Source organism: Nonomuraea sp. CA-143628 (assembly GCF_050942315.1).
Taxonomy (GTDB): domain Bacteria; phylum Actinomycetota; class Actinomycetes; order Streptosporangiales; family Streptosporangiaceae; genus Nonomuraea.
On the sequence record NZ_CP192072.1, the window covers coordinates 12,332,728 to 12,359,616 of the forward strand.

At 68.6% G+C, this 26,889-nt stretch carries 25 protein-coding genes; 7 read left to right on the top strand and 18 right to left on the bottom strand.

Annotation, left to right across the window (positions count from 1 at the left end; genetic code table 11):
* Positions 1 to 79 precede the first annotated feature (79 nt).
* Complete coding sequence (locus ACQP2T_RS55800; RefSeq protein WP_433512838.1) at positions 80 to 541, bottom strand: hypothetical protein; 462 nt, start codon at positions 539 to 541, stop codon at positions 80 to 82.
* A 218-nt stretch (positions 542 to 759) separates the two neighbouring features.
* Between ACQP2T_RS55800 and ACQP2T_RS55805 the strand changes: the two genes are divergently transcribed.
* Positions 760 to 2,136: an aminotransferase class V-fold PLP-dependent enzyme gene (locus tag ACQP2T_RS55805; protein WP_433512839.1), complete on the top strand. Its 1,377-nt coding sequence runs from the start codon at positions 760 to 762 to the stop codon at positions 2,134 to 2,136.
* Here the strand turns inward: ACQP2T_RS55805 and ACQP2T_RS55810 are convergent, their stop codons facing one another.
* The 5 genes from ACQP2T_RS55810 to ACQP2T_RS55830 form a co-directional block, all read right to left on the bottom strand.
* Entirely contained in the window at positions 2,137 to 2,646 is a 510-nt protein-coding gene (locus ACQP2T_RS55810) for an N-acetyltransferase family protein (protein ID WP_433512840.1), read from the bottom strand.
* Between the two features lie 118 nt (positions 2,647 to 2,764).
* Entirely contained in the window at positions 2,765 to 3,367 is a 603-nt protein-coding gene (locus ACQP2T_RS55815) for a superoxide dismutase (protein ID WP_433512841.1), read from the bottom strand.
* Positions 3,368 to 3,486: 119 nt separating this feature from the next.
* A complete protein-coding gene (locus ACQP2T_RS55820) occupies positions 3,487 to 3,831 on the bottom strand; it encodes a DUF6300 family protein (protein WP_433512842.1) in 345 nt (114 codons plus the stop codon).
* Positions 3,828 to 7,382 carry a DNA polymerase III subunit alpha gene (gene dnaE / locus ACQP2T_RS55825; RefSeq protein WP_433512843.1) on the bottom strand — a complete coding sequence of 1,185 codons (3,555 nt, stop codon included), beginning with the start codon at positions 7,380 to 7,382 and terminating at the stop codon, positions 3,828 to 3,830. The genes ACQP2T_RS55820 and dnaE overlap by 4 nt, the downstream gene beginning before the upstream one ends.
* A gap of 136 nt (positions 7,383 to 7,518) precedes the next feature.
* Positions 7,519 to 8,505 (bottom strand): DUF1838 family protein, encoded by a 987-nt coding sequence (locus tag ACQP2T_RS55830; protein WP_433512844.1) that lies wholly within the window; start codon positions 8,503 to 8,505, stop codon positions 7,519 to 7,521.
* Positions 8,506 to 8,644: 139 nt separating this feature from the next.
* Here ACQP2T_RS55830 and ACQP2T_RS55835 point away from each other — a divergent pair, with 139 nt between their 5' ends.
* Entirely contained in the window at positions 8,645 to 9,085 is a 441-nt protein-coding gene (locus ACQP2T_RS55835) for an SRPBCC family protein (protein ID WP_433512845.1), read from the top strand.
* Between the two features lie 11 nt (positions 9,086 to 9,096).
* On the opposite strand, the gene ACQP2T_RS55840 is transcribed toward ACQP2T_RS55835, so the two are convergent.
* From ACQP2T_RS55840 to ACQP2T_RS55855, 4 genes are all read right to left on the bottom strand, one after another.
* A complete protein-coding gene (locus ACQP2T_RS55840) occupies positions 9,097 to 10,941 on the bottom strand; it encodes a glucuronyl esterase domain-containing protein (protein WP_433512846.1) in 1,845 nt (614 codons plus the stop codon).
* 131 nt (positions 10,942 to 11,072) lie between these two features.
* A complete protein-coding gene (locus ACQP2T_RS55845; protein ID WP_433512847.1) occupies positions 11,073 to 12,599 on the bottom strand; it encodes an alpha-L-arabinofuranosidase B in 1,527 nt (508 codons plus the stop codon).
* Positions 12,600 to 12,941: 342 nt separating this feature from the next.
* The gene (locus ACQP2T_RS55850; RefSeq protein ID WP_433512848.1) at positions 12,942 to 13,325 is read right to left on the bottom strand and encodes a hypothetical protein; all 384 of its coding nucleotides are present in this window, start codon (positions 13,323 to 13,325) and stop codon (positions 12,942 to 12,944) included.
* A gap of 126 nt (positions 13,326 to 13,451) precedes the next feature.
* Positions 13,452 to 13,958: a hypothetical protein gene (locus ACQP2T_RS55855; protein WP_433512849.1), complete on the bottom strand. Its 507-nt coding sequence runs from the start codon at positions 13,956 to 13,958 to the stop codon at positions 13,452 to 13,454.
* An 86-nt stretch (positions 13,959 to 14,044) separates the two neighbouring features.
* Here ACQP2T_RS55855 and ACQP2T_RS55860 point away from each other — a divergent pair, with 86 nt between their 5' ends.
* Positions 14,045 to 14,584, top strand: coding sequence for an SMI1/KNR4 family protein (locus tag ACQP2T_RS55860; RefSeq protein ID WP_433512850.1), 540 nt, complete (start codon positions 14,045 to 14,047; stop codon positions 14,582 to 14,584).
* 46 nt (positions 14,585 to 14,630) lie between these two features.
* Here the strand turns inward: ACQP2T_RS55860 and ACQP2T_RS55865 are convergent, their stop codons facing one another.
* Entirely contained in the window at positions 14,631 to 15,422 is a 792-nt protein-coding gene (locus tag ACQP2T_RS55865) for a DeoR/GlpR family DNA-binding transcription regulator (RefSeq protein ID WP_433512851.1), read from the bottom strand.
* A gap of 156 nt (positions 15,423 to 15,578) precedes the next feature.
* Here ACQP2T_RS55865 and otnK point away from each other — a divergent pair, with 156 nt between their 5' ends.
* The 4 genes from otnK (at position 15,579) to ACQP2T_RS55885 (ending at position 18,944) form a co-directional block, all read left to right on the top strand.
* Positions 15,579 to 16,871: a 3-oxo-tetronate kinase gene (gene otnK / locus ACQP2T_RS55870; protein ID WP_433512852.1), complete on the top strand. Its 1,293-nt coding sequence runs from the start codon at positions 15,579 to 15,581 to the stop codon at positions 16,869 to 16,871.
* Entirely contained in the window at positions 16,868 to 17,572 is a 705-nt protein-coding gene (locus ACQP2T_RS55875) for a class II aldolase/adducin family protein (RefSeq protein WP_433512853.1), read from the top strand. Before otnK ends, ACQP2T_RS55875 begins: the two co-directional genes overlap by 4 nt.
* Positions 17,541 to 18,488 carry a DUF1152 domain-containing protein gene (locus ACQP2T_RS55880; RefSeq protein WP_433512854.1) on the top strand — a complete coding sequence of 316 codons (948 nt, stop codon included), beginning with the start codon at positions 17,541 to 17,543 and terminating at the stop codon, positions 18,486 to 18,488. The genes ACQP2T_RS55875 and ACQP2T_RS55880 overlap by 32 nt, the downstream gene beginning before the upstream one ends.
* A 96-nt stretch (positions 18,489 to 18,584) precedes the next feature.
* Positions 18,585 to 18,944: a hypothetical protein gene (locus tag ACQP2T_RS55885; RefSeq protein ID WP_433512855.1), complete on the top strand. Its 360-nt coding sequence runs from the start codon at positions 18,585 to 18,587 to the stop codon at positions 18,942 to 18,944.
* Between the two features lie 101 nt (positions 18,945 to 19,045).
* Here ACQP2T_RS55885 and ACQP2T_RS55890 read toward each other — a convergent pair whose 3' ends face one another.
* Genes ACQP2T_RS55890 through ACQP2T_RS55920 form a run of 7 tightly spaced genes read right to left on the bottom strand, consistent with a single transcriptional unit; the run spans position 19,046 to position 26,874 of the window.
* Positions 19,046 to 20,239: an ATP-grasp domain-containing protein gene (locus ACQP2T_RS55890; RefSeq protein ID WP_433512856.1), complete on the bottom strand. Its 1,194-nt coding sequence runs from the start codon at positions 20,237 to 20,239 to the stop codon at positions 19,046 to 19,048.
* Positions 20,236 to 21,570, bottom strand: a complete 1,335-nt coding sequence (locus ACQP2T_RS55895) for a condensation domain-containing protein (RefSeq protein WP_433512857.1) — start codon at positions 21,568 to 21,570, stop codon at positions 20,236 to 20,238. Before ACQP2T_RS55895 ends, ACQP2T_RS55890 begins: the two co-directional genes overlap by 4 nt.
* Positions 21,567 to 23,249 (bottom strand): non-ribosomal peptide synthetase, encoded by a 1,683-nt coding sequence (locus tag ACQP2T_RS55900; protein ID WP_433512858.1) that lies wholly within the window; start codon positions 23,247 to 23,249, stop codon positions 21,567 to 21,569. The genes ACQP2T_RS55895 and ACQP2T_RS55900 overlap by 4 nt, the downstream gene beginning before the upstream one ends.
* A gap of 2 nt (positions 23,250 to 23,251) precedes the next feature.
* Entirely contained in the window at positions 23,252 to 24,055 is an 804-nt protein-coding gene (locus tag ACQP2T_RS55905; RefSeq protein ID WP_433512859.1) for an ABC transporter permease, read from the bottom strand.
* On the bottom strand, positions 24,042 to 24,800 hold the full coding sequence (locus ACQP2T_RS55910) for an ABC transporter permease (RefSeq protein WP_433512860.1): 759 nt from the start codon (positions 24,798 to 24,800) through the stop codon (positions 24,042 to 24,044). Before ACQP2T_RS55910 ends, ACQP2T_RS55905 begins: the two co-directional genes overlap by 14 nt.
* Positions 24,797 to 25,768 (bottom strand): ABC transporter ATP-binding protein, encoded by a 972-nt coding sequence (locus ACQP2T_RS55915; RefSeq protein WP_433512861.1) that lies wholly within the window; start codon positions 25,766 to 25,768, stop codon positions 24,797 to 24,799. The genes ACQP2T_RS55910 and ACQP2T_RS55915 overlap by 4 nt, the downstream gene beginning before the upstream one ends.
* A complete protein-coding gene (locus ACQP2T_RS55920; RefSeq protein ID WP_433512862.1) occupies positions 25,765 to 26,874 on the bottom strand; it encodes a GNAT family N-acetyltransferase in 1,110 nt (369 codons plus the stop codon). The genes ACQP2T_RS55915 and ACQP2T_RS55920 overlap by 4 nt, the downstream gene beginning before the upstream one ends.
* Positions 26,875 to 26,889: the final 15 nt, after the last annotated feature.

Below are 26,889 nucleotides of genomic sequence, written 5' to 3' on the forward strand. Positions count from 1 at the left end.
ATACGCGAAATTCACGGCACGACGATATGGCCGCGAACTTGGGCGGGCAGTGGACGACGAAAGCAGACGCAGTCCTGGCCTATACGCGCATCACGCTTTCCTGATCGGGCCTGGCCCCCTGGCCGATGTCGGCGGACGACGAAGCGGCCCTGGCGGTTCGCGGTGCGGCCGGGCAGGGCAGTATGACCACCAGCCCGGCCGGCAAGATCGGCACGCCGGTGGGATGGGTGGCCGAGCGGTCCTGCTCGGTTCCGTGTACATGGCCCATGGGCAGGTCACGATGCAGGCAGCGGACGCCGTGCGTGACCGGAGAGACCCCTCCGGCCGCCAAATGAGCGCCGTGAGCGAACGCGGAGCCCCCTCCACCGGCCGGCTGAGCGCTGTGGGCGACCGGTTCCGACAGCTCCACGGCCGCGCACGCGCCGCCATGGGCGAACACCACGCTGATGACCAAGGCGATCGCGAACACCGCGTGCGTCAGCAGCCGGCCGGTGCCACGGGCGGCCGGTCGGCGCGAACGGAGCGTTCGTGTCGCAAGCATCACCGGTGATAGTGCCCGAAAGGCAGCCGGACGCGCCCCGCAATAGCAATGCTTCCGGTAAAGCTCGTGCCGTCATCCGGTTTCGCGGGCGCGTCGATGGCCCGTTCACCGACATGGGGGAAAGAGCGTCCTACCGTACGGCCATTTCTCCCGTACCGCGATTTACGGTGGACATTCGCGCCTCGCGTGAATCGCGCTGATATCAGGTGGAGTCCCGCATGACCCTGTCCCGACGCCGGATCCTCGCCGGGCTCGGCGCGCTGGCCGCCGGCGCCGCGACCCGCCCAGCCGTGACGCCCTCAGTCCCGGCCGAGACCCGCCCCGCCCCAGCCGTGACGCCCTCAGGCCCAGCCGTGGCCTGCCCAGCCCCGGCTGAGGCGCTGACCGTGCCCGGCGGCGGTCTGACCCCTGAACAGCTGGCCCGGGACGAGAGTTTCTGGGCCGCCGTCGCCCGCCAGTTCCAGGTAAGCGCCGACTTCGTCAACCTGGAGAACGGCTACTACGGCATCATGCCCGAGCCGGTCCGGCTGGCGTACCAGCGCAACATCGACCAGCTCAACGAGCGCGGCTCCCACCTGCTGCGCACCGCGTACAAGCCGCGAGCCGACCAGGTCCGCGACCGCATCGCCACGCTGCTCGGCGTCACCAGGGACGAGATCGCACTGACCCGGGGCGGCACCGAGGCGCTGCAGAGCCTGATCTCCGGCTACCGCCGACTGAGCCCGGGCGACTGCATCATGTACGCCGACCTGGACTACCACAGCGCCCAGTACGCGATGAACTGGCTCCAAGCCCGGCGCGGCGTCCACCTCACCCGGATCGTCATCCCCGAGCCTCCCACCCGCCAGGCGGTGCTGGAGGTCTACGAGCGCGCGCTACGTGAGCACCCGAAAGTGAAACTGCTGCTGCTCAGCCACATGAACAACCGCACCGGCCTGGTCACGCCGGTGCGCCAGATCGTCGCCATGGCCCGCCAGTACGGCGTCGACGTCATCGTCGACGCCGCCCACTCCTGGGGACAGCTCGACTTCACCCTGCCCGACTTCGACGCCGACTTCGCCGCCTTCTCCCTGCATAAGTGGATGAACGTACCGCTGGGGGCCGGGTTCCTCTACATCCGCGCCCAGCGCCTGGCCGACATCGACCCCCTCTACGCCGACGAGACCTACCCGGCAAGCGACATCCGCTCCCGCGTGCACTCCGGCACCATGAACGTCGCCCCCTTCCTCACCGCCGACACCGCCCTGGACTTCCACGACACCCTCGGCGCCGAGGTCAAGCAGGCTCGGCTGCGCTTCCTGCGTGATCGCTGGGTCCACCAGCTGCGCGACCTCCCCACCGTGCAGATCCTCACGCCGGACGAGCCCGACATGTACGGCGCCATCACCGCCATGCGGCTGCGCCGCCGTACCTCCGAGGCCGACAACCAGGCCATCGCCGACGAGCTCATGACCCGGCACCGGATCTTCACCGTCGCCCGCACCGGGATCACCGGCGGCGCCGCCGTACGCGTCACCCCGGCCCTGTTCACCTCCGCCGACGATGTGGACCGGCTCGCGGCCGCACTGTGCGGCATCGCCCGCAGAGAGGCGTGATCAGCGGAAGCGCAGCTCGTACTCGACCTGCTCGATCGGGTTGCCATCACCGAAATCATGCTTGCGGGCCGCACCCGACTCGGTGAAGCCGCTCTTGGCGTAGAAGCGGCGTGACTGGGGTGTGTCGCGCAGGGTCCACAGATGCACCCCGCTGAAGCCCTCCTCGCGCAGCCTGGTCAAGGAGGCGGCGATCAGGGCGCCCGCGCTGCCGGTGCCCCACCCGTCGGGATGGCTGTAGAAACCGAAGATCTCCGCGTCTCCTGGCCGCGTCGGCGAGGGACCGAAGTAGGAGAAGGTCAGCGGCCGTCCATCCAGGGCGGCGATCAGGATGGTGCCTTGCCCGTCAGCGAGCGTGGCGTGCCACTTCTCGCGCCGGCTCCGTACGGCTTCGGCGAAGTACTCCGGGTCGAAGAAGCCTTCGTAGGCCACCTTCCAGGACTCCGCGTGGATCTCCCCCACCACGTCTCCGTCATCCGTGGTGGCCTGAAATGTCGAGATACCTTCTGCCATGAGGTGATTCTTTCTTTTTGGGCCTGCGGTAACCGCCTGGGACCACGGCGGTCCCGGCGCAGGCGGCGCCCGCCCGACTAGCTGGACCAAGCCGGCGGGCGGGCGCCGCGGTCATGGGTCAGGCGCCGCGGACGGCTTGGAAGCGGGAGATGACGTCGGTCCAGTTGATCAGGTCCCAGAGCTTCTCGACGTAGTCCGGGCGCACGTTGCGGTACTGCAGGTAGTACGCGTGCTCCCAGGCGTCGAAGACCAGCAGCGGAGTGGTGTTCATGCCGACGTTACCGTGGTGGTCGTAGACCTGCTCGACCACCAGCCGACGCCCCAGCGGCTCCCAGGCCAGCACGCCCCAGCCCGAGCCCTGCACGGTCGCGGTGGCCGTGGTGAGCTGCTTGGCGAAGGCGTCGAAGGAACCGAAGTGCTCGTCGATGGCCGCGCCCAGCTCGCCGTCGGGGCGGTCGCCGCCGTCCGGGGACAGGTTCTGCCAGAAGATCGTGTGCAGCACGTGGCCGGACAGATTGAAGGCGAAGGTCTTCTCCAAGCCGACCAGGCCGCCGAACTCGCCCTTGTCCCGGGCCTCGGCCAGCTTCTCCAGGGTGTCGTTGGCGCCCTTGACGTAGGCGGCGTGGTGCTTGGCGTGGTGCAACTCCAGGATCTCCCCGGTGATCGCGGGCTCCAGCGCCGCGTAGTCGTAGGGCATGTCCGGAAGGGTGTAGTCACCCATGTCTGGCTCCTCTACGGTCGCTAATGCATATAGCTCGCAATAACGATATATGTGCAAGTAGTCGAGAGAGGAGTCGCCCCACCCATGGCACGACAGCGACCGGCGGCGAGCCCGTGCGGCTACAGGTCGCCGCGCCGCCACCGCTCTATCTCGGCTTCCAACGCCCGCTCGTCCAAACGGGACACCGACACGTTCTGGGCCCACGCCGCCAGCAGCCGCGCGAGCTCCACATCCCCTTGGTCGGCCTTGCCGTGGACGTGGAACCACGTGATCAGCGGCGCCGCGTGCGGCGCGTCCTCATCGCAGGCGGGGCAGAGCACGACCCCGGTACGGCCGTGCACCCACCCTCCGCCGGCGTTGGCCCAGCCGTACGGTACCCGCGCCGACAGCAGCGCTTCGCCTTCGCAGCGCGGGCACGTGGGCGGCTCCGCGGTCGAGACGACCTCGATCCGCCGTTGGGTCACAGCATGATGGCTTCCGGCCCGAACAACTGCTTCACGTCCGCGGCGAAGCTGGGCTCGGCGTTGACCGAGAACTCCGGCAGAGCGCACACCAGGGTCTTGCCGCTCAGCCGCTGCACGTTGATCCGCAACGGCACGCTGCCCTGGTGCAGCTTCAGCACGTTACGGAGCTCTTCCACGGTTTGCTGCGTGAGACGTTCCTCGCGGACCTGGATGGTGACGGGATGCCCGGAATCGCTGGTGATGCCGGACACGTCGAGCGGGGTGAGATCCTGCGCGAAGACGCTGATGGCGCCGTCCCGGTTGTTGATCTGGCCGCCGACCGACACCACGACGTCGCCGCGTAGCTCCGGGGCGTACAGCTCGTAGCTCTTGGGGAAGAACAGGCACTCGACGGCCGCGTCCATGTCCTCGACCGTGACGATCGCCCACACGTTGCCGGCCTTGTTGACCCGCTTGTCGACCTTGGTGATGAGGCCGCACACGCGTACGTCGCCGCGGTCGTCACGACCGCTTTCGAGGAGTTCGGCGATGGTGGTGTCACGGTTGCGGGCCAGCAGCCGCTCCGTGCCCGCCAGCGGGTGGTCCGACACGTACAGGCCGAGCATCTCCCGCTCGAAGTCCAGCAGCGTCTTCTTGTCCCACTCCATGTCGGGGATCTGGACGGAGAACGCCGCCTCACCCTCGTCGTCGCTCGGGCCGCCGAACAGGGAGTCCTGGCCGTGGGCCTCGTTCTTCTTGATGTCGATGACCGAATCGACCGCCTGCTCGTGCACCATGAGCAGGGCCTTGCGCTGGTGGTCGAGCGAGTCGAACGCGCCCGACTTGATCAGTGATTCGATGACTCTCTTGTTGCAGGCCGTCAACGGCACCTTGCTGAGGAAGTCGTTGAAGTGCTCGTAGCGGCCCTTCTCGGCGCGGGCCTTGACGATGCCCTCCACCACGTTCTCCCCGACGTTACGGACGGCGCCCATGCCGAAGCGCACCTGGGTGTCACCGACGGCGACGAAGTCGAGCTGGCTGTCGTTCACGTCCGGCGGCAGGACCTGGATGCCCATCTTTCGGCATTCGGCGAGGTAGACGCCGGCCTTGTCCTTGTCGTCACCTACGGAGGTGAGCAGGGCGGCCATGTACTCGGCGGGGTAGTTGGCCTTCAGGTAGGCGGTCCAGTAAGCGACCAGACCGTATCCGGCGGTGTGGGACTTGTTGAAGGCGTATCCGGAGAACGGCAGCATGACGTCCCAGAGCGCCTGGATCGCCTCGTCGCTGTAGTTGTTGGCGCGCATGCCAGCCTGGAAGTTGGCGTACTCGGCGTCCAGGATCTCCTTCTTCTTCTTACCCATGGCGCGGCGCAGCAGGTCGGCGCCGCCCAGGGTGTAGCCGGCCAGCTCCCGGGCCACGGCCATGATCTGCTCCTGGTAGACGAGCAGGTGGAAGGTGGGGCCGAGGATGGGTTCGAGCGCTTCCTTGAGCTCGGGGTGGATGGGCTCGATGTCCTGGCGGGCGTTCTTGCGGTGCGCGTAGTTGGTGTGCGCGTTGGCGGCCATCGGGCCGGGCCGGTAGAGGGCGAGCACTGCCGCGATGTCCTCGAACCGGGTGGGCTCCATCAGTCGCAGCAGCTGCCGCATCGGGCCGCCGTCGAGCTGGAAGACGCCCAGGGTGTCGCCGCGGGCCAGCAGTTGGTACGTGGTCTTGTCGTCGAGGGGAAGCGTCAGCGTGTCGAGCTCCACGCCCCGGTTCTGCTTGATGATCTTGATGGCGTGGTCGATGATGCCCAGGTTGCGCAGGCCCAAGAAGTCCATCTTGATCAGGCCCATGTCTTCACAGCTCGGGTAGTCGAACCCGGTGATGATCACCTTGTCCTTGTCCCGCATGTGCATGGGGATCAGTTCCAGCAGGGGCGCCGAGGAAAGGATCACCGCCGCCGCGTGCACGCCCGTGCCGCGGATCAGGCCCTCGATGCCGCGGCCGGTGTCGATGACCTTGCGCACGTCCTGGTCGTTGTCGTACAGGGCGCGGATCTCGGCGCCTTCGATGTAACGGGGGTGACTCTCGTTGAACATGTCCGCCAGCGGGACGCCCTTGCCCATGACGTCCGGCGGCATCGCCTTGGTGATCTTGTCACCCATCACGAACGGGTAGCCGAGGATGCGGGAGGCGTCCTTGACGGCGGCCTTCGCCTTGATCGTGCCGAACGTGTTGACCTGCGCGGTGGCCTCGCTGCCGTACTTCTGGGTCACGTACTGGACCATGCGGTCGCGCTGGCGGTCGTCGAAGTCGAGGTCGATGTCGGGCGGGCTGATGCGCTCAGGGTTCAGGAACCGCTCGAACAGCAGGCCGTGCTCCAACGGGTCGAGCTCGGTGATGCGCGTCGCGTACGCGACGATCGAGCCGGTGGCGCTACCACGGCCGGGGCCCACCGCGATGCCGTTGTCGCGGGCGTGCTTGCAGATGTCGGCGACGACCAGGAAGTAGGAGGAGAAGCCGAGCGGGCCGATGACCTTCATCTCGGTCTCGTAGCGCTCCATGACCTCGGCGGGGACCGGGGTGCCGTAACGCATCTCCAGGCCGCGTTCGACCTCCTTGCGCAGCCAGGACTCCTGCGTCTCGCCCTCGGGGACGTCCGGGTATTGGGGCATCCGGTCCACGTAGGAGAACACGTCGCTGTAGTCGCCGACCATCTCGGCCACGAGCAGCGTGTTGTCGCACCCTTCGGGCAGGTCGGCGAAGAGCCTGCGCATCTCGTCGGCGCTCTTGAGGTAGTAGCCCGACCCGTTGAACCGGAACCGGTTGGGGTCGTCCTTGTTCTTGCCCACGCCGACGCACAGGAGGCTGTCGTGCGCGTCGGCCTGGTCCTCGGTCACATAGTGGCTGTCGTTGGTGACCAGCAGCGGGATGTTGAGCTGCTTGGCCAGCCGCAGCAGGTCGGCCCGGACCTCCCGCTCGATGTCGATGCCGTGGTCCATCAGCTCCAGGAAGTAGTTCTCCTTGCCGAAGATCTCCTGGTATTCGCCGGCGACCCTGACCGCCTCGTCGTACTGGCCGAGCCGGATCCGGGTCTGCACCGCACCGGACGGGCAGCCGGTGGTGGCGATGATGCCGTTGGCGTATTGGGAGACCAGGTCCTGGTCCATCCGGGGCTTGGAGTAGTAGCCCTCGAACGAGGCCAAGGACGACAGCTTGAACAGATTGCGCAGTCCGCCCGCGTCCTTGGCCCACATGGTCATGTGGGTGAACCGGCCACCTCCGGAGACGTCCTTGCCGCCTTCGCCGTCGGCCACACCGGTCTCGGCTCGCGATCCCCAGAAGACCGGCTTCTTCACGAAGCGGTTCTCCGGCGCCACGTATGCCTCGATGCCCACGATGGGCTTGACGGGGCTGTCCTTGGCCACCTTCTGGAACTCGTACGCGCCGAACATGTTGCCGTGATCGGACATCGCGATCGCCGGCATCTCGAGGCGGGCGGCCTCCTTGAACAGCGGCTTCATCTTCGCCGCCCCGTCAAGCATGCTGTACTCGGTGTGGACGTGCAGATGTACGAAGGACTTGCTCACCCGTTCCCCTAACCTTGCCCCGGCCCGACTGCACGCATGAGCCTATTCCGTCCCGCGAGGCTGTTGGAGCATCGAACCGAAGGGGGAGCCACCCTGTTCCAGGGTGTTGCCAGAGTGCAATGCGGCTCCCGGAAGGTCAGCCCTTTCCGTTGGCGGCGCACCAGCCGGACCACGTGGTGGCGCCCTTGCCCAGCTGCTTGTTGTAGAAGGAGCTCCAGGAGTTCTCGCTCGGGCCGGGCGCGGTGGGAGCGGCTTTGAAGAGCGGGTAGGCGGCGTCGACCTCCGCCCGCAGCCACGGCTCGACGTCCAAGTAGGAATCCAGCGACCAGCTGCGGGCGTGGTAGGTGAGCTGGCCGCGGACGCCGGTCTCCGGCAGGCACATGAACGGCGCCCACGGGCTCGTCCTGGTCCAGCTGATCTTGGTGTGCATCGCGCCCTTGGGGATGCTGCCCGCGACCGTACGAGCCGCGACCTCGCGATCGTCGACGTAGAAGTCGAACATCTCCTGGGCCGCGTAGACGCCGTTCACCAGGCCGAACTGCTCGCCCAGCGTGGTCCCGAAGTCGGTGCGTACCGGGATGTCGCTGGTCCACTCGGTCTCGTCGTGCATCTGCCGCAGGGGCGGGCCGACGTAGGAGGAGGTGACGTTGAACGGGCCGAAGTTCACCGTGTCGTTGTTGATCGGGACGACCGGGTAGGTGCGCTGGTCGATCGGGTTCTTCCACTCCCGCAGGATCTTCGTGGGGTCGGTGGGGTCGGTGTAGAAGACGATCTCGCGGGAGAGCTGGTAGAGCTGCGTGGTGCCGGGCACCCGGTAGAGCCGCCGGATGTTGTAGCCCTCGATGTTGAACAGCTTCTGGCCATGGCGCAGCTGCGGGTCGTACGCGTTGCCCTCGATGTTGGCGTAGACCGCCCCTGAGATCCGGAAGACCATGTCCTTTCCGTCCGGCCGCCCGTTGGTCTGCAGGGACAGCATCCCGCTCTTGTCCGTGACCGTCTTGTAGACCGGTCCCGGATATGTCGGATCCTCTGTCTGCTGTTCCGCCGCTGCTCCAGGGATGGCGACGCACACGAACAGCGCGGCGAGGGCCGCGGACAGGGTTAAGCCACGACGCTTGGACAAGGGTGCTCCTGGGATGCCGAGTGTGACAGTGATCAGGCTGATCATCCCAGGCCGCTGTTCGTGATCATTCCGCGCTTCCCGGCGGTAAGAAATCTGACCACAATCTTCGACATAACTCGCAGGTACGGGAGGAGGCCAGGTGTCGAGCAGCGTGCTGACCCACGAATTCCACATGGACGCCGCACCGGAGAAGGTGTTCGAGCACCTGACGACGCCGGAGAGCTACATCGGTCTGTCACCCCTCGTGGTGGCCGTCAGCGATGTGGATCGCTCGGAGCCTGGTGTGATCCGGTACACGGCCGTCGAGCGTTTCCGATTTTTACGGATTTTCAGGTACGACAACGCGATCGACGTGGCCCTGCACACCGACGGCCTGTCCGTCCACGGCGAGGTGCGGAGCCCGGGACGCATACGCATGGCCTACCGCTTCGACCTTGAGCCGGATGGCACCGGCACGCGGATGAGCGACCGGCTCGACCTGACGGCGCCGTGGCTCCTGGCCGGGTTCGCGGCCGGCCAGGCGCGCAATGTCCAGCTCGCCCGCGCTCGGATCCTGGCAGCGCGGCTGTCTCGCACGTAGCACCTCAGTTGTCAGGCGCAGGTGTATCCGGACGGTAGTGCGGTGTTGCCGTTCGGGCGGGTCGCCTGGAAGCCGACGCTGGTGGTGCCGGCTCCTGGGGCGAGGGTGCCGTTGTGGGCGACGTTTCTGATGGTCACGGTCTGCCCGCTGACGGTGAGGGTGCCGTTCCACGAGCCGGTCACCGTGTGCCCGGCCGGCAGGGTGAAGGTGGCCGTCCATCCGGTGATCGTCGCGGTGCCGGTGTTGGTGATGGTCAGCGGCTGGACGACGTACCCGGTGGCCCACTGGGTCTGTACGGTCGGAACGGCCGTACACGCTCCGGTGGACGTGCCGGGCTGGGTGGTGACTGTCGCGGTGTTCGAGACCGGTGAGACGTTGCCCGCGGCGTCCCGTGCCCTGACCTGGTAGCGGTAGGTGGTGCTCGGTGTCAGGCCCGTGTCGCTGTACGAGGTCGTGGTCGAGGTGCCGACCTGGACGAACGTAGCGCCGCTCGCGCGCAGGACGTCGTAGCCGGCAACGCCGTTGTCATCTGTGGCGGCCGTCCAGCTCAGGCTCGCGCCCGTGGAGGTGGCTCCCGAGGCCGCCAGGCCGGCCGGGGCCGTCGGCGGCGTGGTGTCGCCGGAATCGCCGAGGGTCGGCGTCTGCCAGTCCCGCCAGTCGGACAGATTGCCGAGCGCCTTGGGCGAGATCCTGATCGCGCCGGGAGCGTTGCCCGTCTTCAGCAGGAACTTCTGGATGTTCTGCTGCAACGGGGACCGCCATTCAGGCCGGTTGGCGCAATGGTTGCCATCCTGAATGTCGGACCAGTAGGTGATGTTGCTTCCCGCGCCGAGCGCTTTGTAGACCTCCGCCCCACCCAAGGCCGCCACGCTCGCGGATCGGGGACCCAGATTGACGATGTGTGGGTTGTCCATGATGAACAATCCGCGCGGCGCGACCATGGCCACCATTTCATGTGTGTCCACCGGCAGCCGGTCCGGACCGCTGGTGAAGGAGCCGAACGCGTCGCCCAGCCACGGCTGCTCTCCATAGGCACTGCTCAGACTCTGGGCGCCTTCCCCGGGAATCCCGCGGAAGATGGGAACACCGGCGCTGCCCGACTCGATCGGCATGGTCAGAGCGATGCGCTGATCGAAGGCACCGATCACGAAGGCGCCCTTTCCGAACCGCGAGCAGCCCGTGACGCCGGTCGCGTCCGCTTTGAGAATGCTGCCGTCCGACTGCTCGATGACGTCGATGATTCGGCTCACTCCCCAGGCCCAGGCGAGTAACAGCCCTGTGCTGCTGGAGGAGCCGTAGATGCTGTAGAAGGCGCCCTGTTTGTTGTTTCGTGGCGTGCCCTCTCGCCCGACCGCGTAGGGGTCGTAGTTGATGACGGCGGCGCCGGCCGCGGTGATGGCGGCCGTGTCCGCGCCGAATCCGCCCAGGACGACCACGGCCGGGAAGGGTCCGGAACCACTCGGCAATGAGACGCTCGCCGAGAAAGCAGCGCTCTTACCGTTGTGGTTCACGTTCACGGTGATACTGGTTCTGGAGACCGTGCCTGTGACGCTTGCCGGCTTTCCGGGCTTCTCGCCGTAAACGAATTTCTCCGCCAGCTTTTTGATCTCTTCCCGTCGGCACCGCCAGTCGGACTTGGCGGAGATGCGCGTACCGTCCAGCTTCTTGAAAGGGTCGGGGAGCCGGGAGTTGCTCGGCAGGGATCCCTGGTCGGGCAGGCCGGTCACGACACAGTCGGCGCCCTCGTCCTCGACTCCGGTTGCCGCCGTCGCCCCGGTGGGGGCTACGGTCAGCGCTCCGGTGAGCGAGAGTGTCACCGCTACCGCCAGCGCGACGGCCCTCGTACGGAGGGTCATGAGGCTCTCCCTTCCAGGTGGGGCGTTGGCGATCAGTCTGAGAAGCCTCCCGAAATATGTCAATGTCGGCCCGAAACTTTCAGTCCGACGGTCGTGGAGCCGCCCCCGAGGGCCGGAGACGGCTTCACGCACTATGCCCAGGATTGTTCGACGATCCAGCTCACGTCGCTGGCCCATGAGGTGGCGCTGTCGAAGGCGTTCGAGCCACCGTTGCTGGCGATGTAGACGATGTTGTTGTAGTGGCGGATATACCGGGTCGGGAAGTTGTAGGAGGCGAGCGAGGAGCCCTGGCCGCTCTTGCCGGCCTGCGGGCAGAAGGTGGCGTCGGCGGCGAACAGTGAGCTGCCGTCGTTGTGCTGCCGGTACAGCTGGTAGTTCTGGTGCCGCAGGAAGTCGCCGGGGTAGTTCCTCGACTCGAACGACACGCACGAACCGCTGGCCAGGCCGCTGCGTACGATCCACGAAGCGTCGCTCTTGTCGAGAGACGAGCTGCCCGAGGTGATCACCGACGTGATGGCCTGGTCGTTCTGGTGCCGGATGTAGCGGTCGGTGCAGCAGGCCGTCGTCGCGCGCAGCGAGATCGACGAGCCGGGGGTGAGCGTGCCGCCGGGGTTGCCGCCGCCGCTCGACGGCGCGTATCCGGCGGCGACGATGCCGGCCTGCACCGAGTTCTCGGTGGCGTCCGACGGGTAGCCGGAGGTCATCACGCCCTCGTAGAAGGTGCCGGCGGAGCCGTTGCTGTTGTCGCCGCCGATCCCGAGGATGATCGCCCCTTCCTTCTTCATCGGGTTGTAGCCCGCGACGTTGGGGCGCGCTCCGTTGTAGTACGTCGACAGGTTGCCCGACTGCGCGTTGCCGGCCCGGATCGACCAGTGGTTCGGCTCGCCCTTGATGATGGCGGTCAGGAACCGGTGGTTCACGGTCGGGTCGTTCGCGTTGTAACCCGGGTTCACTCCGGAGAACAGGCCGTTCTCGAGGTCGGCCATGACCCAGGGGCCGTTGCCCGTGCCGTAGCCCCAGACCTTGATGTTCCCGAAGTAGATGGCCTCCATGGTGCCGTTGCCGTTGTCGCGGCTGTTGGTCTCGGCGTTGCCATAGTCGAAGCAGCAGCCGCCGTTGTAGTGCGTGCCATCGAAGACCGCGTACATCCCCTCAGGCTGATCGCCCTTGGCGACGCCGTTGGTGGTGTTGTTGCGGTAGCCGGTGCCAGGAGCCACGTAGACGCCGTACGCCTTGTGGCCGTTGATCATCGTCGGCGCGGCGGTCGCGTTCGCGAGGTTGTCGTACCCGCCCGGAGCCGGGCCGGGGAACCCGCCGGGGGGCGCCTGGGTGAGGTTGTTACCGCGACCGGACTGGTCGTAAATGATGGTGATGAGGCAGGTCGTATTCGCGCAGAACGAATCTTGGGTGGCGGCGTTGGCGTATCCGCCCGCGCTCAGGAGGCCGATGTTCCTGGTGGTGTTGTCCGAGGTGCGGCGCACCTGGTAGAGCGAGCCGTTGTAGGTGCCGTACAGGGCGCGGGTCGTACTGTGCGCCGCGACGCATGGGGTGCCGCCGGCGGCGTAGATGTCACACGACAGGGCTGCGGCGGCCTGGGACGGCGTGGAGATCCCGGCCAGAAGGCCGGCGGCGAGCGCGACGGCCGCACCGGCGGACAACAGTACCTTTTTAAGCTGCCGTAATTGGGACCGAACAATCATGATGAACCTCTGCCTTTCAGGGGGGCGTCGCTATATTCCAGGCACAGGTCATTAACGAAAGACGCGAAGGACGCCGCCGTGCGGCCGTGCGCACAGCGACATGCCTGCCGACCTGCGACATCGCGACAGGGGCGGAAAGGAGGTTACATTGTTAGCGCTAACATTCTTGCCTGCTATAAGACCTCCAGAGACACGCTTATGGGGTGACTGGCTCACTATGGATCGGAAGCCTATGTTGCGTCAAGGTTTCGGCAGAGTCATGAAAACGCGGCACGGCCAGAACGATCACAGCTCGTCGCCCTAACAGCCGGGCACCCCTACCGCTTTGTCTGGTGGTGCCGTGCACACGGCCGGCTCCTCCACGTGGACCGGGCCGCCTCGATCTCTGGTGACGAACGCGACCGCGACGAATGCCGCCACGATCACGCCGTAGGTCCATGCGCCCGCCTTGTTGTTCAGCGCCAGACTGGCGATGAAACCAACCGGTGGGGCGCCCAGCCCGAGGACCAACATGGCTATCCCGCACACCAGGAAGAGGGTTTCGTTCGCCGATGCGCCCTCGGTCAGGGTGAAGCCGAACGAGAACGCCAGAACACCCAAGGTGGGTGTGCCGATGAGCCATAGGAGACCGAGAAGCAGGAGCGCTGTCCCGCCCTTCGGCTGCCCCTGATCCGGCTCCGTCATGCCTATTGGTCGCCGCCGGCAGCTGACGAGTTCGTGATCTGTCGCAAGGGTTGCCGAGCCGTTACCGATCAATGGAGCGGTCGTCGTAGGCTTCGCGAGACCCTGCCGGTGACAGGGGCGGCTTCGTCAGCGTGGGTCTGGTATGAGTGGCGCGTCCTCTGGGTGCGGTCGGTCGGCCTGGGTCGGGTACGAGGTGGTGGTCCAGTCCTGGCCCAGGCTCAGGTGCGCCAACCAGCGGGGATCGGTTACCCACACGTCGTAGTCGGTTTGGACCAGCGACTCTTCGCCGGTGAACCAATGCAGGTCGTAGCGCCTGGTTGGCAGGTTGGCGATGTCCGTCTTTGTGAATGGCACGTTCTTCGACATCACGGCTTCGTACCGCTCGATGAACCGCCAGGTGTTGCCATCAACCCAATCGTCGTCGAGGATCTCATCCAAGCCGACCTGCTCGCCCAGCGGACCGGCATCCTCGGCCTCGTCCCATAGCACGCGTAAGAAGAAGCTCGTATCGCCATCCAGCAGCGCCTGGTCGTACTCATCGGCGTCGTAATACGTGACGAAGACGCGCAACCGGACCCGCCGCTGCCCCGGTTCCAGCGCCATCACGCGGATTCCGTAAAGGTCTGTACTCATCACATTCCCCGTCACGATCAAGGCGTCCGACGTCGATGATCGTATAGAAGTCGTAGTTCTTCTCGGGCGACAGTACAGTCGACGCCGTGGCATACGACCCCGCGCCGCTTGAGCAGCTCACTACCCTTGTTCCCCCGCCGCCCTCACCGGTCTTCGGCATTCGTGCCTGGGATGAGGTTTTCGCGGATATCGGGATGCGGCTTCCGGATGATTACGTCGCCTTCATAGAACGCTACGGGAGCTGCGACTTCGCCCGCTGGCTGTATGTCTGCGACATACGCCTGCTCACCAAAGAGCAGTGCGCCGCGTTGCCTGAGGAAATGGACGACTACCGAGACCTCAGAGAGGACTCTCCCGAAGATTTCACGCTCGCCATGTGGCCCGAACCCGGGGGGTTCTTCAGCTGGGGCAGCACTGTCAACGGCGATGCGATCGGCTGGTTGACCGTGGGCGAGCCCGAAGTCTGGCCGGCGATCATCGTTCCTCACGAGGCCGAGCAAGAGCCACCCATCGCGGAGACCATGACCGAGTGGCTGGTGGGTTGGGCATCCGGTGCTCGATACGACACGAGTGGATTCGCGGAGGGTGTCGAAGGCCATCCGCTCGTCTGTGAGCCGCTGTCATAGGGCTGGAGGGAGTCAGGCGGCAGACCGTACCGGAGCGGAGAAGGCGCTAGATCCCGGCCAGCTCAAGGTCGGTGCCGCCGGCGCGGATCCCTTCGGCGGCCGCCTCCGTGAGTGCGGCGTCGGTGATCACCATGTCGAAGGCGCTCAGCGGCGCGACCCGGTACATCCCGAAACTTCCGTACTTCGACGACCCGGCCACCAGCACCGAGCGTGACGCCGCTTCCATCGCCGCCTGCTTGATCTCCACCTTGGCGGCGGTCGGGGTGGTGACGCCGCGGATGAGGTCCCACGAGCCGGCGCTGATGAAGGCCACGTCGAAGGCGAGCTGCCGTACGGTGGCCGCGGCCAGCCGCCCCACACTGGAGCGATTGTCGGGCTCGACCTGGCCGCCGGTGTGGATGACGGACAGGTACCTGGCCGCCTGAAGCTCGTCGACCGTGGTGAAGTCGTTGGTCACCACGGTCAGCGCCTCGCGCGGCAACAGGAACGAGACCATGGACAGGATGGTCGTTCCGGCGTCGAGGTAGACGGTCATGCCGTCCTTCACCAGCTCGGCGGCGGCCCGGCCCATGGCCCGCTTCTCGGGCTGCTCGATCAGCGACTTGTCATGGAACGTCGGCTCGGTATGCACCTGGTGGGCGATGCGTACACCGCCCGGCACGGAGAAGACCCGCCCCTGCCGCTCCAGCTCCGCGATGTCGCGCCGGACCGTCATGTGCGAGACGCCGAAGATCTGGGTGATCTGCTGAACGCTCAGCACACCCTCGCGCCGCAGCTGCTTGAGCAGCCGTTCGCGGCGCTGGTCCGGGATGAGTGGGGGCTCCTCCGGGGCGGTCATCGTGCGTCTTCCCTCCCTGTCGGCTCCATTCTGTCCGCTCCTCTGTACGGCTCGGCACCGGCAGTGGTGCGGATTCACAGAAGCTCGTCATTGATTCACATCTGCGTAACGTATTGTACTTTAACTTCACATGAACGCTGTCCGGAGGGCTGAGCCATGCCGTACCTAGGGGCCGTCGCCGATGACTTCACAGGAGCGACGGATCTCGCCACGATGCTGGTCGCCCGCGGGTTCCGCACCGTGGTGGCCGTCGGTTCCGGCGGCCTTGTCGACTCCCAGGCCGATGCCGTGGTGGTGGCGCTGAAGTCGCGCACGGCGCCCGTCGCCGACGCCGTGCGTGACTCGGTGGCGGCGCTGGACGCGTTGCGCGCCGCGGGATGCGAGCGCTTCTACTTCAAGTACTGCTCCACCTTCGACTCCACGCCCGAGGGCAACATCGGCCCGGTGGCCGACGCGCTGCTGGACGCGCTCGGTGAGACCCGTACGGTGGTGGTGCCCGCCTTCCCGGCGACCGGCCGCACCGTCTATCGCGCCCGGCTGTTCGTTCACGACGACCTGCTCGACGAGAGCCCCATGCGCGACCACCCGCTGACGCCCATGCGGGATTCGCACCTCGGCCGCCTGCTGTCCCCTCAGACGCGGCGGCGGGTGCACTTCATCGGTCACGACACGGTACGGGCCGGCGCCTCGCACATCCGTACGGCCCTGAACGCCCCGGAGGCCGACGGCGCGCTGACCGTCGTCGACGCCACCACGGACGCCGACCTGCGCGCCATCGCGGCGGCCACCGCCGACCTGCGGCTGGTGACCGGCGCGGCCGGTCTGGCACTCGGCCTCACCGGCCCGCACCCCGGATCCGCCCGAGCGCTCGCCCGCCCCGCCGATCCCCGGTTCGGCGTGGTGCTGTCCGGCAGCGCGTCGGCGGCGACGCGCGCACAGGTCGCCCATGCCCGCCCGGCGCTCCCCCACCGGCGCCTCGATCCGGTGGCGCTACGCCGCGACTTCGAGGGCGCCGTCGCCGACCTGGTCGGCTTCGTCACGGCCAGCTGGCACGAGGACCCCGACCGACCACCGCTGATCTACTCGACCGGTCCGGGCGATGACCTGGGCGCGGACCTCGGCCCGGACGCAAACCTGGACGGGGACCTCGGCCCGGACGCAAAGCTGGATGCGGCGCTCGTGGAACGCGCGCTCGCCCGGTGCGCGGCCGACCTGGTGGCAGCCGGGGCCCACCACCTGCTCGTGGCCGGTGGCGAGACATCGGGAGCCGTGGTCACCGCACTCGGCGCCCGGACCCTGCGCATCGGCGCCGAGATCAGTCCGGGCGTGACCTGGTCGCGTACGGAAGCGCGGTTGAACGGCCGCTGCCTGCCGATCAACATCGCCCTCAAATCCGGCAACTTCGGGGAGACGGACATCTTCACCACCGCATGGGACAAGCTGTCGTGAGCGCCGAACTGATCGAAGCGGGCGCCCACCTGGCCGCCCTCGGCCTGAGCCCCGGCTCGTCGGGCAACCTCAGCGTCCGCGAGGGCGACCGCCTGCTCATCACCCCGACCGGCGCCGACCTGTCCGCCCTGGACCCCGAGGGGCTGTCGGTCCTGGACGAGCACGGCACGCACGTCGCCGGGCCCATGCCGTCGAAGGAGTTCCCTCTGCACCTCGCGCTCTACCGGCGCGATCCGGCCGCCAAGGCGGTCGTCCACCTGCACGCACGGCACGCCGCCGCCGTCGCCTGCCTGCCGCCGTGGTCGCCACGCAGCGCGATCCCGCCGCTCACGCCGTACTTCGTCATGCGGGTCGGACAGACGCCACTTATCGGGTACGCCGCTCCCGGGGACGCGGCCCAGGCCGGGGAACTGGAACGGCTCGACTTCCCGTTCCGGGCCGCGCTCCTGCAGAACCACGGCCCGATCGTGACCGGCTCGTCGATGAGTGCGGCGGTGGACGCGGCCGTCGAGGTCGAGGAGGTCTGCGCGCTGCTCCTGCTGCTCGGCGACCGCGAACCCCGCTTCCTCGCCGACGCGGAGATCCGCGAGCTCACCGGCAGGTACGGAACTCCCTGGGGCACAGGCGCGGACGAAAATGGGCCCACGTCTCTACGGCAAGATGTGACGCATGTTCGGCACACCCCTGTCCGCCCGGCTTGAGCGTTCCAGCCGGATCCTCGTCGCCGGTGCGGGCGGAGGCTTCGACGTGTACGCCGGGTTGCCCCTGGCCCTGTCTCTTCGGGAGGCCGGCAAGGAAGTGCATCTGGCGAACCTGTCGTTCAGTCACCTCGATGCCCTCGACCTGGGCGTCTGGCTGTTCGAGGATGTGGCGGAGATACGCCCGGACACCGAGGCCCGCGACTGGTACTTCCCCGAGGGCTGCCTGGCCCGCTGGCTGGCCAGGCACGGCCAGCCGTCGACCGTGTACGCCTTCCCCAAGGTGGGCGTCCGCCCGCTGCGCGCCGCGTACGCCAAGCTCGCCAAGCACCTCGACCTGGACGCGGTCGTCTTGGTGGACGGCGGCACCGACATCCTCATGCGCGGCGACGAAGCCGGCCTCGGCACCCCGGCCGACGACATGACGAGCCTGGCTGCCGTCCAGGCTCTCGACGTCCCTGAGAAGATCGTGGCCTGCCTGGGCTTCGGGGTGGACGCCTATCACGGCGTCAACCACGTACAGGTCCTGGAGAACCTGGCGGCCCTGGAACGCGACGGCGCCTACCTGGGCGCGTTGTCGGTCTCCAGGTCCACGAAGGCGGGTGCGCTCTATCTCGACGCCGTCGCGCACGCCCAGGCCGAGCTGCCGGCGTACCCGAGCATCGTGAACGGCTCGATCGCGGCGGCCGTGCGCGGCGAGTTCGGGGACGTGCGCTTCACCGACCGGACGAAGGGCAGCGAGCTGTTCGTCAACCCGCTCATGGCCATCTACTTCGCCGTGGACCTGGACGCGCTGGCCCGGCGCTCGCTCTATCTGGACCGGCTCCGGGACACCGAGCTCATGCGCCAGGTCGCCTCCGTCATCGAGACGTTCCGCGACGAGGTGACACCCCGCCCGCCGAAGGCGTTCCCGCACTAGAGACTCCCGCCCGAGCATGTCGTGCGAGGTCATTGCCATGTTCCTCAGGATTTGCCCCAGTCCCCCATTACGCTGCTCCGCATGAACCAAACGGCCATGATCGAGACCTGGCGTCGCCTGCTGGACCCCGCCAAGTCCTGGGTGCTCTTCGCCAACGGAACATGCGTGATCTTGATGGAGCCGACCGACGATCTCGGCCGGCAGGCGACCTCGCTCTTACGGGAGTACGGTCCCGTTCACACGGGCACCCCGGCCGGAGACTTCGACATCGTTGACCTGGACGACGCACCCGGTTGGGCCGTAACCGGCCATCATCCCGACGTTCTCACGTATGTCGATCCCAGCGAGTTGGAGAACCACGAGGATCTCGCGGTCGGCCTCTTCGGCCGTAGCAAGCGCGATCAGGACGGGCACGATTTGATCGTCATTCACATCGAAGACAAACACGCCGCCTGAGGACCAAGGCCTAGCAACGACGTGCCGCAGAGCGCCGATGCCCGGCTGATGTATATGCGGGTGATCCGGGAAAGTGCCGCGCCGGATGACCTGCGGCGTGGTCAGGCCGACTCCGGCGTGCCCATCAGCTTGCCGAGGTCGGTGACCGCCGTCCGGAGTTGGCCGGTCAGCGACTCGCCGTCGTCCGTGGACCAGCCGAGGGCGTACCCGGCCCTGGCCCAGTTCGCGGTCAGCGGTGGAAGGCGGCAGCCGGCCGCCGCGAGCTGCCGGACGATCTTGACGTCCGGCAGGCCGGCGAGCACCTCCACCGGGGCGACGTTCCGGCGGACGATGCCGGAGGCCAGTAGAAAGCGCACTTCCGCCCGGCGGGCGGGGGGTGGGTGGTCCGCCGCGAGCGGCTGGCCCAGTGCCAGGTGCGCCTGGTCGAGGTAGAGGTCGCGGCCATGCACCGCGGACACCAGTTCGGTGATGTAGTCGCCTGCCGGCCGGACCGTCCCTTCCAGCAGGACGGGGCGGCCGTCGTCGAGCTTCACCTCGACGTGCAGGATGGCCGACTCGATCTGCCAGGCGGCGATCAGGTCTCGGACGAGCGCACTGACGGCGGCATCGGGGCGTTCGGCCTGGTCGGTGGTGTGGGCGACTTCGAGGAAGCCGGTGGGGCCGCCTGTCTGCTTGCGGGTCAGCGAGGAGAAGGCCAGCTCGCCGCCCCGCACCACGGCCTCGACGCTCGCCTCCGCTCCGGGCAGGTACTCCTCCACGATGCCGGTACGGCTCGGCGAGATCGCTCGCACTCTCGGCCAGCGGTCCAGCGCCTCTTCGACGTTGTGTACGGCGAACACGGCGGCGCTCGCGGAGGCGTCCGGCGGCTTCAGCACCGCGGCCTGGACACCGGCGGCGAAAAAGCGTACGAGATCGTCGGGGCCGGTGACGGCCGAGTGCCGGGGGCCGGTCAGGCCGTGCCGCTGGCCGGCCCAGCGCTGGCTGATCTTGCTGCGGGCGATGCGCGCCGCGCCGACGCCCGGACCCGGCAGGCCCAGTTCCCGCGCCACCGTCGCGGCGGTGATCAGCGATCCCTCGGCCAGCGTGGTCACCCCGTCGTGGCCGAGCGCCATCCGCGCCAGCGACTCCACATCGGCCTTCTCATCACGGACCTCGACCGGATGGAAGCGATCGACGGCGTGCTCGAAACCGCCGGCGCTGACCCCGTCCGCGAGGGTGACCGACAGGCCGGCGCGCAGCCAGGTGGAAAAGGCCCACTCGCGGCGCGGGTCCGCGCCTATGACGAACAACCTCACCGGTCTGTACTCCCAACTGTCCGGCCGCCCACGCTTTCGGCGAACCGGTCGAGGTTTGCGATGGTGCTCTCCCAGAGCGCGAGGACGTCCGCCTCGCTGTAGCGTTCGGGCTTGTACCGCAGGGCCGCCCGCAGGCCGCCGCCGTCGTCCTCCGACCAGTACGTCAGGAGCGCCCCGTCCGGTCGCCCGAGGTGGACAGGGAACTCCTCGATCTCGGTGCCGGCGAAAGCGGCCGGGCGCAGGGCGGGGCCCATCCGCAGCGGCTGGGCGTTGAACGAGATGTACGGCAGCGACATCGAGTGGGTGAACCATTCCGGCACGGTGTCCGCGACGACCAGCGCCCATGGAACGCGTGCCGAGTCCAGCGCCGCGACCACCGCCTCGCGGAACGACCGCATCTGCTCCGCTGGATCGGCATGCCTCCTGCCTCGATTGACGACGGCTACCTGGTCGGCGAACCAGCCCACCGAGCCGTGCAGGTCGGGGCGGGGACGACCGGCGACCGCCATGATCGTCGCAGCGGGGAAATGCTCGCCCAGTTCGGCCGACGCCGCGTCCAGGGCGGCCAGGACGAGCTGGAGCCGGGTCAGCCGGAACCGCTTCGCGGCCGGCAGCAGACGCTCGTACGAGTCCGCGTCGAGCTGCCGCTCGATCCGCGGAACGTCCGCCCCGCCGGCGAGCCTCTGATCGGCGGCCCCCCGACCGACAGGCCTCCGCCCAGCGGGCCCCCGGTCGGGGAGGAGGATGTGCCGCGCGAGCTTCCGGCGCAGGTTGAGCCCGGCTGTGGACTCCAGGTAATCGTTCTGGCGTTCCACCCAGCCGACGTACGCGCCCGGCGCCGGGGGCAGGTTCGTGGTCGACGCGCCGATCTCCAGGTCGTAGAGGCGGTACAGGTCGTCCAGGAGGATCCGCCGCGACCACGCGTCAGAGACCAGGTGGTCGACCACCATCCCCAGCAGCGTCTCCGCGGTATCCGGAAGCGGGATGGCGACCAGCCTGGCCAGCGGTCCCCGCTCTAAGTCGAACGGCCGCTCGGCCTCCCGCACCAGCGCCTGCCGAGCTTCGGCGAGGTACGGCAGCCGTACCAGGTCGACCGGGTCGGCCGGGTCCAGCCGCCACAGCGGCTTGTGCGGGTCGAAGGACGTGAGCAGGATCGGGTGCCGCCGTTGCAGCCGGAGCCAGGCCAGGTTCAGTGCGGCGAGGTCCAGTGAACCGCGTACGCGCAACGCGGAGATCGTGTGCTGCGGCCGGTAGAGCCCGGCCTCCGCGTCCTCGACCAGCCGGAGCAGGCGGCTGCGCTGGGTCCACGACGGGGTGATCGGGCCGGTCACCCGAGGCTCCGGTCGGCGAGGTAGCGGGAGATCTCTTCGACGGTGGGGTGGTCGAAGACCAGACCGTAGGGGATCTCCGCTTCCAGCTCGTCCTCCAGCCGGGCGGCGATCTCCATCGCGGACATCGAATCGACGCCGAGCTCGAAGAGATCCGCGGTGAACGGGACCGATTCGACGCCCAGGACACGTCGGCAGGTTTCGACCACCAGCGCGTTCCCCCCGGTTTCGGCGTCGACCTCGACCTCAACCGGGGCCGGGGCGCGCAGGTCTGTGCGGTCGATCTTGCCGTTCGGCAGCAGCGGCAGGTCCGTACGCACGACGAACTCATCCGGAACCGCCGCGGCCGGTAATTCCCGCAGCACCGCCTCCCGCAACACCCGAACCGGCGGCACGGCCGGATCCCCCACGAGACAGGCGACAAGCCGTGCGTCGCCCGCGACGACCACGGCGGCCTCGCGGACGCCGGCCACGCCGCGCAGCACCCGTTCGATCTCCGGCAGCCGCAGCCGGACACCACGCACCTTGACCTGCTGGTCCAGCCGGCCGAGCAGATGCAGCGACCCTCGCTCGTCCCATCGCCCAAGGTCGCCGGTGCGGTACACCTGCTCACCCGTGGGAGCCGTCTCGAACGTACTGTCCGTGCCGAGGTATCCCAGTGACCGATACGGCGTCGTCAGCACCACCTCACCGACATCGTCGGGCTCCCAGGACCCCGGCCGCAGTACGCCGACCGAGCACCCGGGCAACGGCCGCCCGACCGGCAACGGGCCGGTGCCCGGCTCGTCAGGCACTTCGAAAGCGCACTGGGCCAGGGTGGTTTCCGTTGGTCCGTACAGATTGACCACCCGGCTGCCGGGCGCCACCCGGCCGCGCCAGTCGTTCACCAGCTCCGCGTGCAGCGGCTCCCCGGCGAAGAAGGCGGCCCGCAGGGTCGGCACGGCGGTGTCCACGGCGGCGGTCGCCAGCCACCGCCGGACCAGCGACGGAACCGTGTGAACCAGCGTGATCCCGTACGTCCGCGCGAACGAGAAGACCCGTCCGGCGTCCCGCGACCGCGACCCCGGCAGGCAGAGTGTGGCGCCGCTGATCAGGGGGGTGAAGATGTCGCGCAGCACCACGTCGAAGGACCAGCTCGTCAGTTGCGCCATCCGGTCGCCCGGTCCGACCTCGAAGGTGTCCCGCTGCCAGCGGACGAAATGGGCGAGCGAGTCGTGCGCGCCCAGCACCGCCTTCGGACGCCCGGTGCTGCCGGAGGTGAAGCAGAGGTACGCGGGCGAGCGGGCGTCTAGCTTGGCGGGCTCGGCCAGCGGTTCCACCTGCTCCGGGACGGCCATCGGCCGGGTCTGTCCAGGCTCGAAGAGGTCGTCCGCGCGTACCAGGAAGCGCGCCACGCTGGTCATAGAGTCACGAAGCTCCGGCGACAGCACCGGATCGATCGGGAGGATCACGCAACCGGCGTAGAGCGTGCCGGCAAGGGCGATCACCGACGCCGGTGTGCCGCCGTCCTCGACGGCCACTACCTCGCCGGGCGCGGCGCCCAGCGCACGCAGCAGCCCGGCGAAGCCGCGGGCCCGCCCGATGAGTTCCCCGTACGAGACAACGCCCGTCGGGCCGGTGATGGCCGGCGCGTCGGGACGCGCGGCTGCCGCCGTTTCGAGCAACTGTGGAAGATATGTCATGGTCAAATCCATCCGTCGGTGTCATGTGTACGGGCCCGCCGCGCCTGCAGCGTCAACAGGACCGCGGCCACCGCCAGCCAGCCCAGGCCGACGGCCGCCTCGGCGGCGGCGTGCCCCAGCCAGGGCCCGCCCGCGAGCGCGCCGCGTATGGCGAGCAGCCCGTTGGTCATCGGCAGTCCGTGTGCCACTGCCTCCAGCGCGTCCGGCAGCCGTTCGAGCGGCGCCACCGCGCCGGTCAGGGCCAGCAGCAGGTAGCTGGCGACGTTCGTGATGAAGGAGTCGACGCGCTGGGTCATCGCGAACGCCGCTACGGCCATCCCCAGCGCGCTGGTGGACAGCGCCACCAGCACCACCAGCCCACTGGCCACCCACATGCCCGCCAGCAGCGCGGGCCGGTCGAAGAGCAGGCACGCCGCCGTCGCCGCCACCAGCCCGCCCAGCACGCCCTCCGCGGTGAAGATCCACCATCGGGTGGCCGCCACCACCGGCAGCGGGATCCAGGCCAGCCGCATCCGGTAGAGGATCCCGAAGATCCGGTCCTCGACCAGGATGTCGGCGGCCTTGATCACGGTCGCGATGGTGACCACCTGCAGGGCCGCGCCGACCAGGGCGAAGTCCCGCCCGGCCGGACCGGCCCCCATCAGGCCGACGTACGCGACGAACAGCGTCTGCAGGATCGCCCGTGGCAGCGAGCTCGCCAGCACCACCCGCAGTGGATAGACCGCCCGGTATTCGCGCCACGAAAGGATCGCGACCGTACGCAGGGCGGCGACGGTGCGTAGGGCGGTGGGATCAGACCAGCTCAAGGGTGCCCTCCGCGCGAATCCGCCGCAGTACGGCGCGCAGGCCGACGACGGCGCCCACCGCGTACCCGGCGGAGGTCGCCACCAGGAGCAGCCAGTCGCCCAGCTGCTGTCCTCGTCCCGAGGCGGCGTCGAGCAGCAGCTCGCCCGCCCACCGCAGACTGATCAGCGTCGAGAGCTGTTGCGCCCAGCCCGGCAACAGGGCGGTCGGCACGAACAGCCCGCCCAGGATGAACACGGGATAGATGAGCGTCTCGGCGATCCGCACCGCCGAGCGGGCCAGCAGGAACACCGAGCACAGCAGCAGCCCGAGCGAGGTCGCGGAGATCAGCGTGGCCAGCGCGGTGAGCGTGAAGACGACCGGTGCGGCGATGCCGACCGGATGCCCGGCCACCGCCGCCACCACCCCGACGGTCAGCACCGTCAGGGCCGCCGACCGCAGCACCGCGCCGAGGCTCTTGCCGATCAGCACCACCACCAGCCCGGCCGGTCGGCTCACGATGCCCGGCAGGATGCCACGCTGCCGCTCCTGCCGCAGTACCAGCCCGAACCTCCACACGGTCGCACCCCACAGCCCGAGCAGCCCGCAGCCGATCGCGGTACGGGTGCCGGCCGCGGCCGGTCCGGAGGCCAGCAGGGTGATCGCCATGAACACCGCCGGCTGCACGACACCGGCCATCACGCCGGCCAGCCGCGTCTCGCTCTTGAACTGGACCCGGGCGGCGGCCATCAGCACGCGGGCGATCATCGACCACCGCCATGGCTGAGATCTCGGAAGATCTGTTCCAGACCCACCGGCTCAACGCGTACGTCGGCGATCTCGCCGTGCGGCCACTGCCGGGCGAGTTCGGTCAGCGTCGCCGGCTCCCAGCGGGTCACCTCGTAGCGGGCGGTCCACATGCCGGATCCGGCAGGCTGGGCATCCACCAGCCGTACACCCGACTGTCCGGCGTCGCCGCCCGGCCACACCGGCTCGTCCCCGCGCACGCTCACCGTCACCGCCGCGGCCGAACCCGCCTGGCGCAGCAGTTCCTTCAGCGGCAGGTCATGGGTGAGCCGGCCGTCCTGAAGGATCGCCACCCGGTCCGCCAGATCCTCGATGTCCCGCAGGTAATGGCTGGTCAGCAGGATGCACGGCCGATAGCCGGCGGCCCCGGCGGCCAGCTCGCCGACCACTCGGCGCAGCCGGTCCGCCTCTATGGGGTCGAGTCCGACGGTGGGCTCGTCCAGCATCAGCAGCTTCGGCGCGGCCATCAGCCCGATGGCCAGGTGCAGGCGCTGCTTCATGCCCCGCGAGTACGTCTCCACCGGCCGGTCCGCCACCTTCTCCAGGGCGACCATGGCGATCGCCTCGGCGGCCCGCCGCTCCAGCCGCCGGTGGTCCAGGCCGGACAGGGTGCCGAAGAAACGCGCGTTGTCGCGGCCCGACAGCCGGCCATAAAGGCCCTGCTCCCCGCCGAACACCACCGACAGCAGGCGCCGTACCTGCCGGGTCCGGGTGGCCACGTCCACTCCGCCCACCCGGACGCTGCCGGAGGTCGGCAGCAGCAGGGTGCTGATCACCTTGATCAGGGTCGTCTTCCCCGCGCCGTTGAGCCCCAGCAGGCCGACCACCTCGCCCGCCTCAGCCGTGAAGGAGACCTCGCGCAGCGCCTCGACGATCCCCGGCCCGGTCTTGAAGACACGGCCTACCGCGTTCACCTCCAGCGCGGTCACCAGGGCACGTCCCAGTCCTCCGCGGGGAGCACCCGTTCGTCGTACCGCCCCCGCCACGCGCGCCGCTCGGCGGCGCAGCGCTCCGCCGGGACACGGGCGGATCCGTCGCACGGCACCGCCACCGTCCACAGCGGGTGGAGTCGCGCGCCCCGCTCGGCCTTCACCCGCGCCGACTCGATGCCCAGGTGCAGGCGGCGCAGTCGGGCCCGCTCCATGTACTGAACAGGCAGGTAGTAGGACAGATTGAAGTACTCGTACGCGTTCGCCAGCCGGGCGTAATCGAAGCCGATCATCCGCGCATAGAGCGTGTCGCCGAACCGATACTGCAACGCGCCGGCCACCAGCCGCCCCTCCCTGCGCACGGTGAACGCCACGCTCTCGTCGTCGAGGAACTCGGCCTGCGAGCCCAGCACCCGCCGCATCGACTCCGGGGTGGTGCGGTAGCCGTACTTCTGTTGCAGGTTGGCGACCAGCGTGGCCAGCGCCTGCCAGCACTCGCTCAACGGCTGCTCCGCCAGGTCGTAGGCGGCCTGCTCGAACCGGCGCCGCTCCCGCATCGTGCTCTTGCGCCGCCTGCCGCCCAGGCCGGCCAGGTACGTGTCCCACCCGTCGGCGGTCAGGCACGCCTCGACCGTGTCGAACGCCACCGACCCGCCCTCGGCGTGGAGCCACCTGGCGACGCGGGTCGGCGCGAACATCCACACCAGCCCACGGGCGTCCCGCTCGGCGGCCAGCCGGAGCCCGGCCGCCAGCAGCGCGCGCAGCACCGACCGGCGCTCGCGCTCGTCGCCGGACAGCAGGATCCCGCTGTGGTGGGCGCGGCGCCCGCCCGCCAGCAGCCAGCGGCCCCCTCCGGTGAGGGCCTGACGGTGCCGCCTCGGTGCGTAGAAACTGCTGCCTTCCACGCGGATGTCATAGATCGGCAGCGCGCCGGCCAGAGCGCCGTCATGGTGGGCGAGGACGTAGTAGTCGCTCACGTACGGATCGCCGTCCAGCGTCCGTAACCATCGGTACGACAGGTAGAAGTCGTCACCGGTCGCCAGCCGATCCCAATCCGGCTGTCCGACCTTGTCGAGTCCCTGCGTCACCGAGATGTCCAAGTCCACTCATTCACTCCAGGT

Excerpts from the sequence above, each read along its gene's own strand:
- otnK (WP_433512852.1), top strand. The coding sequence starts at position 15,579 with ATGCCGTACCTAGGGGCCGTCGCCGATGACTTCACAGGAGCGACGGAT.
- ACQP2T_RS55910 (WP_433512860.1), bottom strand. The coding sequence starts at position 24,800 with ATGATCGCCCGCGTGCTGATGGCCGCCGCCCGGGTCCAGTTCAAGAGC.
- ACQP2T_RS55810 (WP_433512840.1), bottom strand. The coding sequence starts at position 2,646 with ATGGCAGAAGGTATCTCGACATTTCAGGCCACCACGGATGACGGAGAC.
- ACQP2T_RS55840 (WP_433512846.1), bottom strand. The coding sequence starts at position 10,941 with ATGACCCTCCGTACGAGGGCCGTCGCGCTGGCGGTAGCGGTGACACTC.
- ACQP2T_RS55865 (WP_433512851.1), bottom strand. The coding sequence starts at position 15,422 with ATGACCGCCCCGGAGGAGCCCCCACTCATCCCGGACCAGCGCCGCGAA.
- ACQP2T_RS55805 (WP_433512839.1), top strand. The coding sequence starts at position 760 with ATGACCCTGTCCCGACGCCGGATCCTCGCCGGGCTCGGCGCGCTGGCC.
- ACQP2T_RS55885 (WP_433512855.1), top strand. The coding sequence starts at position 18,585 with ATGATCGAGACCTGGCGTCGCCTGCTGGACCCCGCCAAGTCCTGGGTG.
- ACQP2T_RS55815 (WP_433512841.1), bottom strand. The coding sequence starts at position 3,367 with ATGGGTGACTACACCCTTCCGGACATGCCCTACGACTACGCGGCGCTG.
- ACQP2T_RS55855 (WP_433512849.1), bottom strand. The coding sequence starts at position 13,958 with ATGAGTACAGACCTTTACGGAATCCGCGTGATGGCGCTGGAACCGGGG.
- ACQP2T_RS55880 (WP_433512854.1), top strand. The coding sequence starts at position 17,541 with ATGTTCGGCACACCCCTGTCCGCCCGGCTTGAGCGTTCCAGCCGGATC.
- ACQP2T_RS55800 (WP_433512838.1), bottom strand. The coding sequence starts at position 541 with ATGCTTGCGACACGAACGCTCCGTTCGCGCCGACCGGCCGCCCGTGGC.
- ACQP2T_RS55850 (WP_433512848.1), bottom strand. The coding sequence starts at position 13,325 with ATGACGGAGCCGGATCAGGGGCAGCCGAAGGGCGGGACAGCGCTCCTG.
- ACQP2T_RS55900 (WP_433512858.1), bottom strand. The coding sequence starts at position 23,249 with ATGACATATCTTCCACAGTTGCTCGAAACGGCGGCAGCCGCGCGTCCC.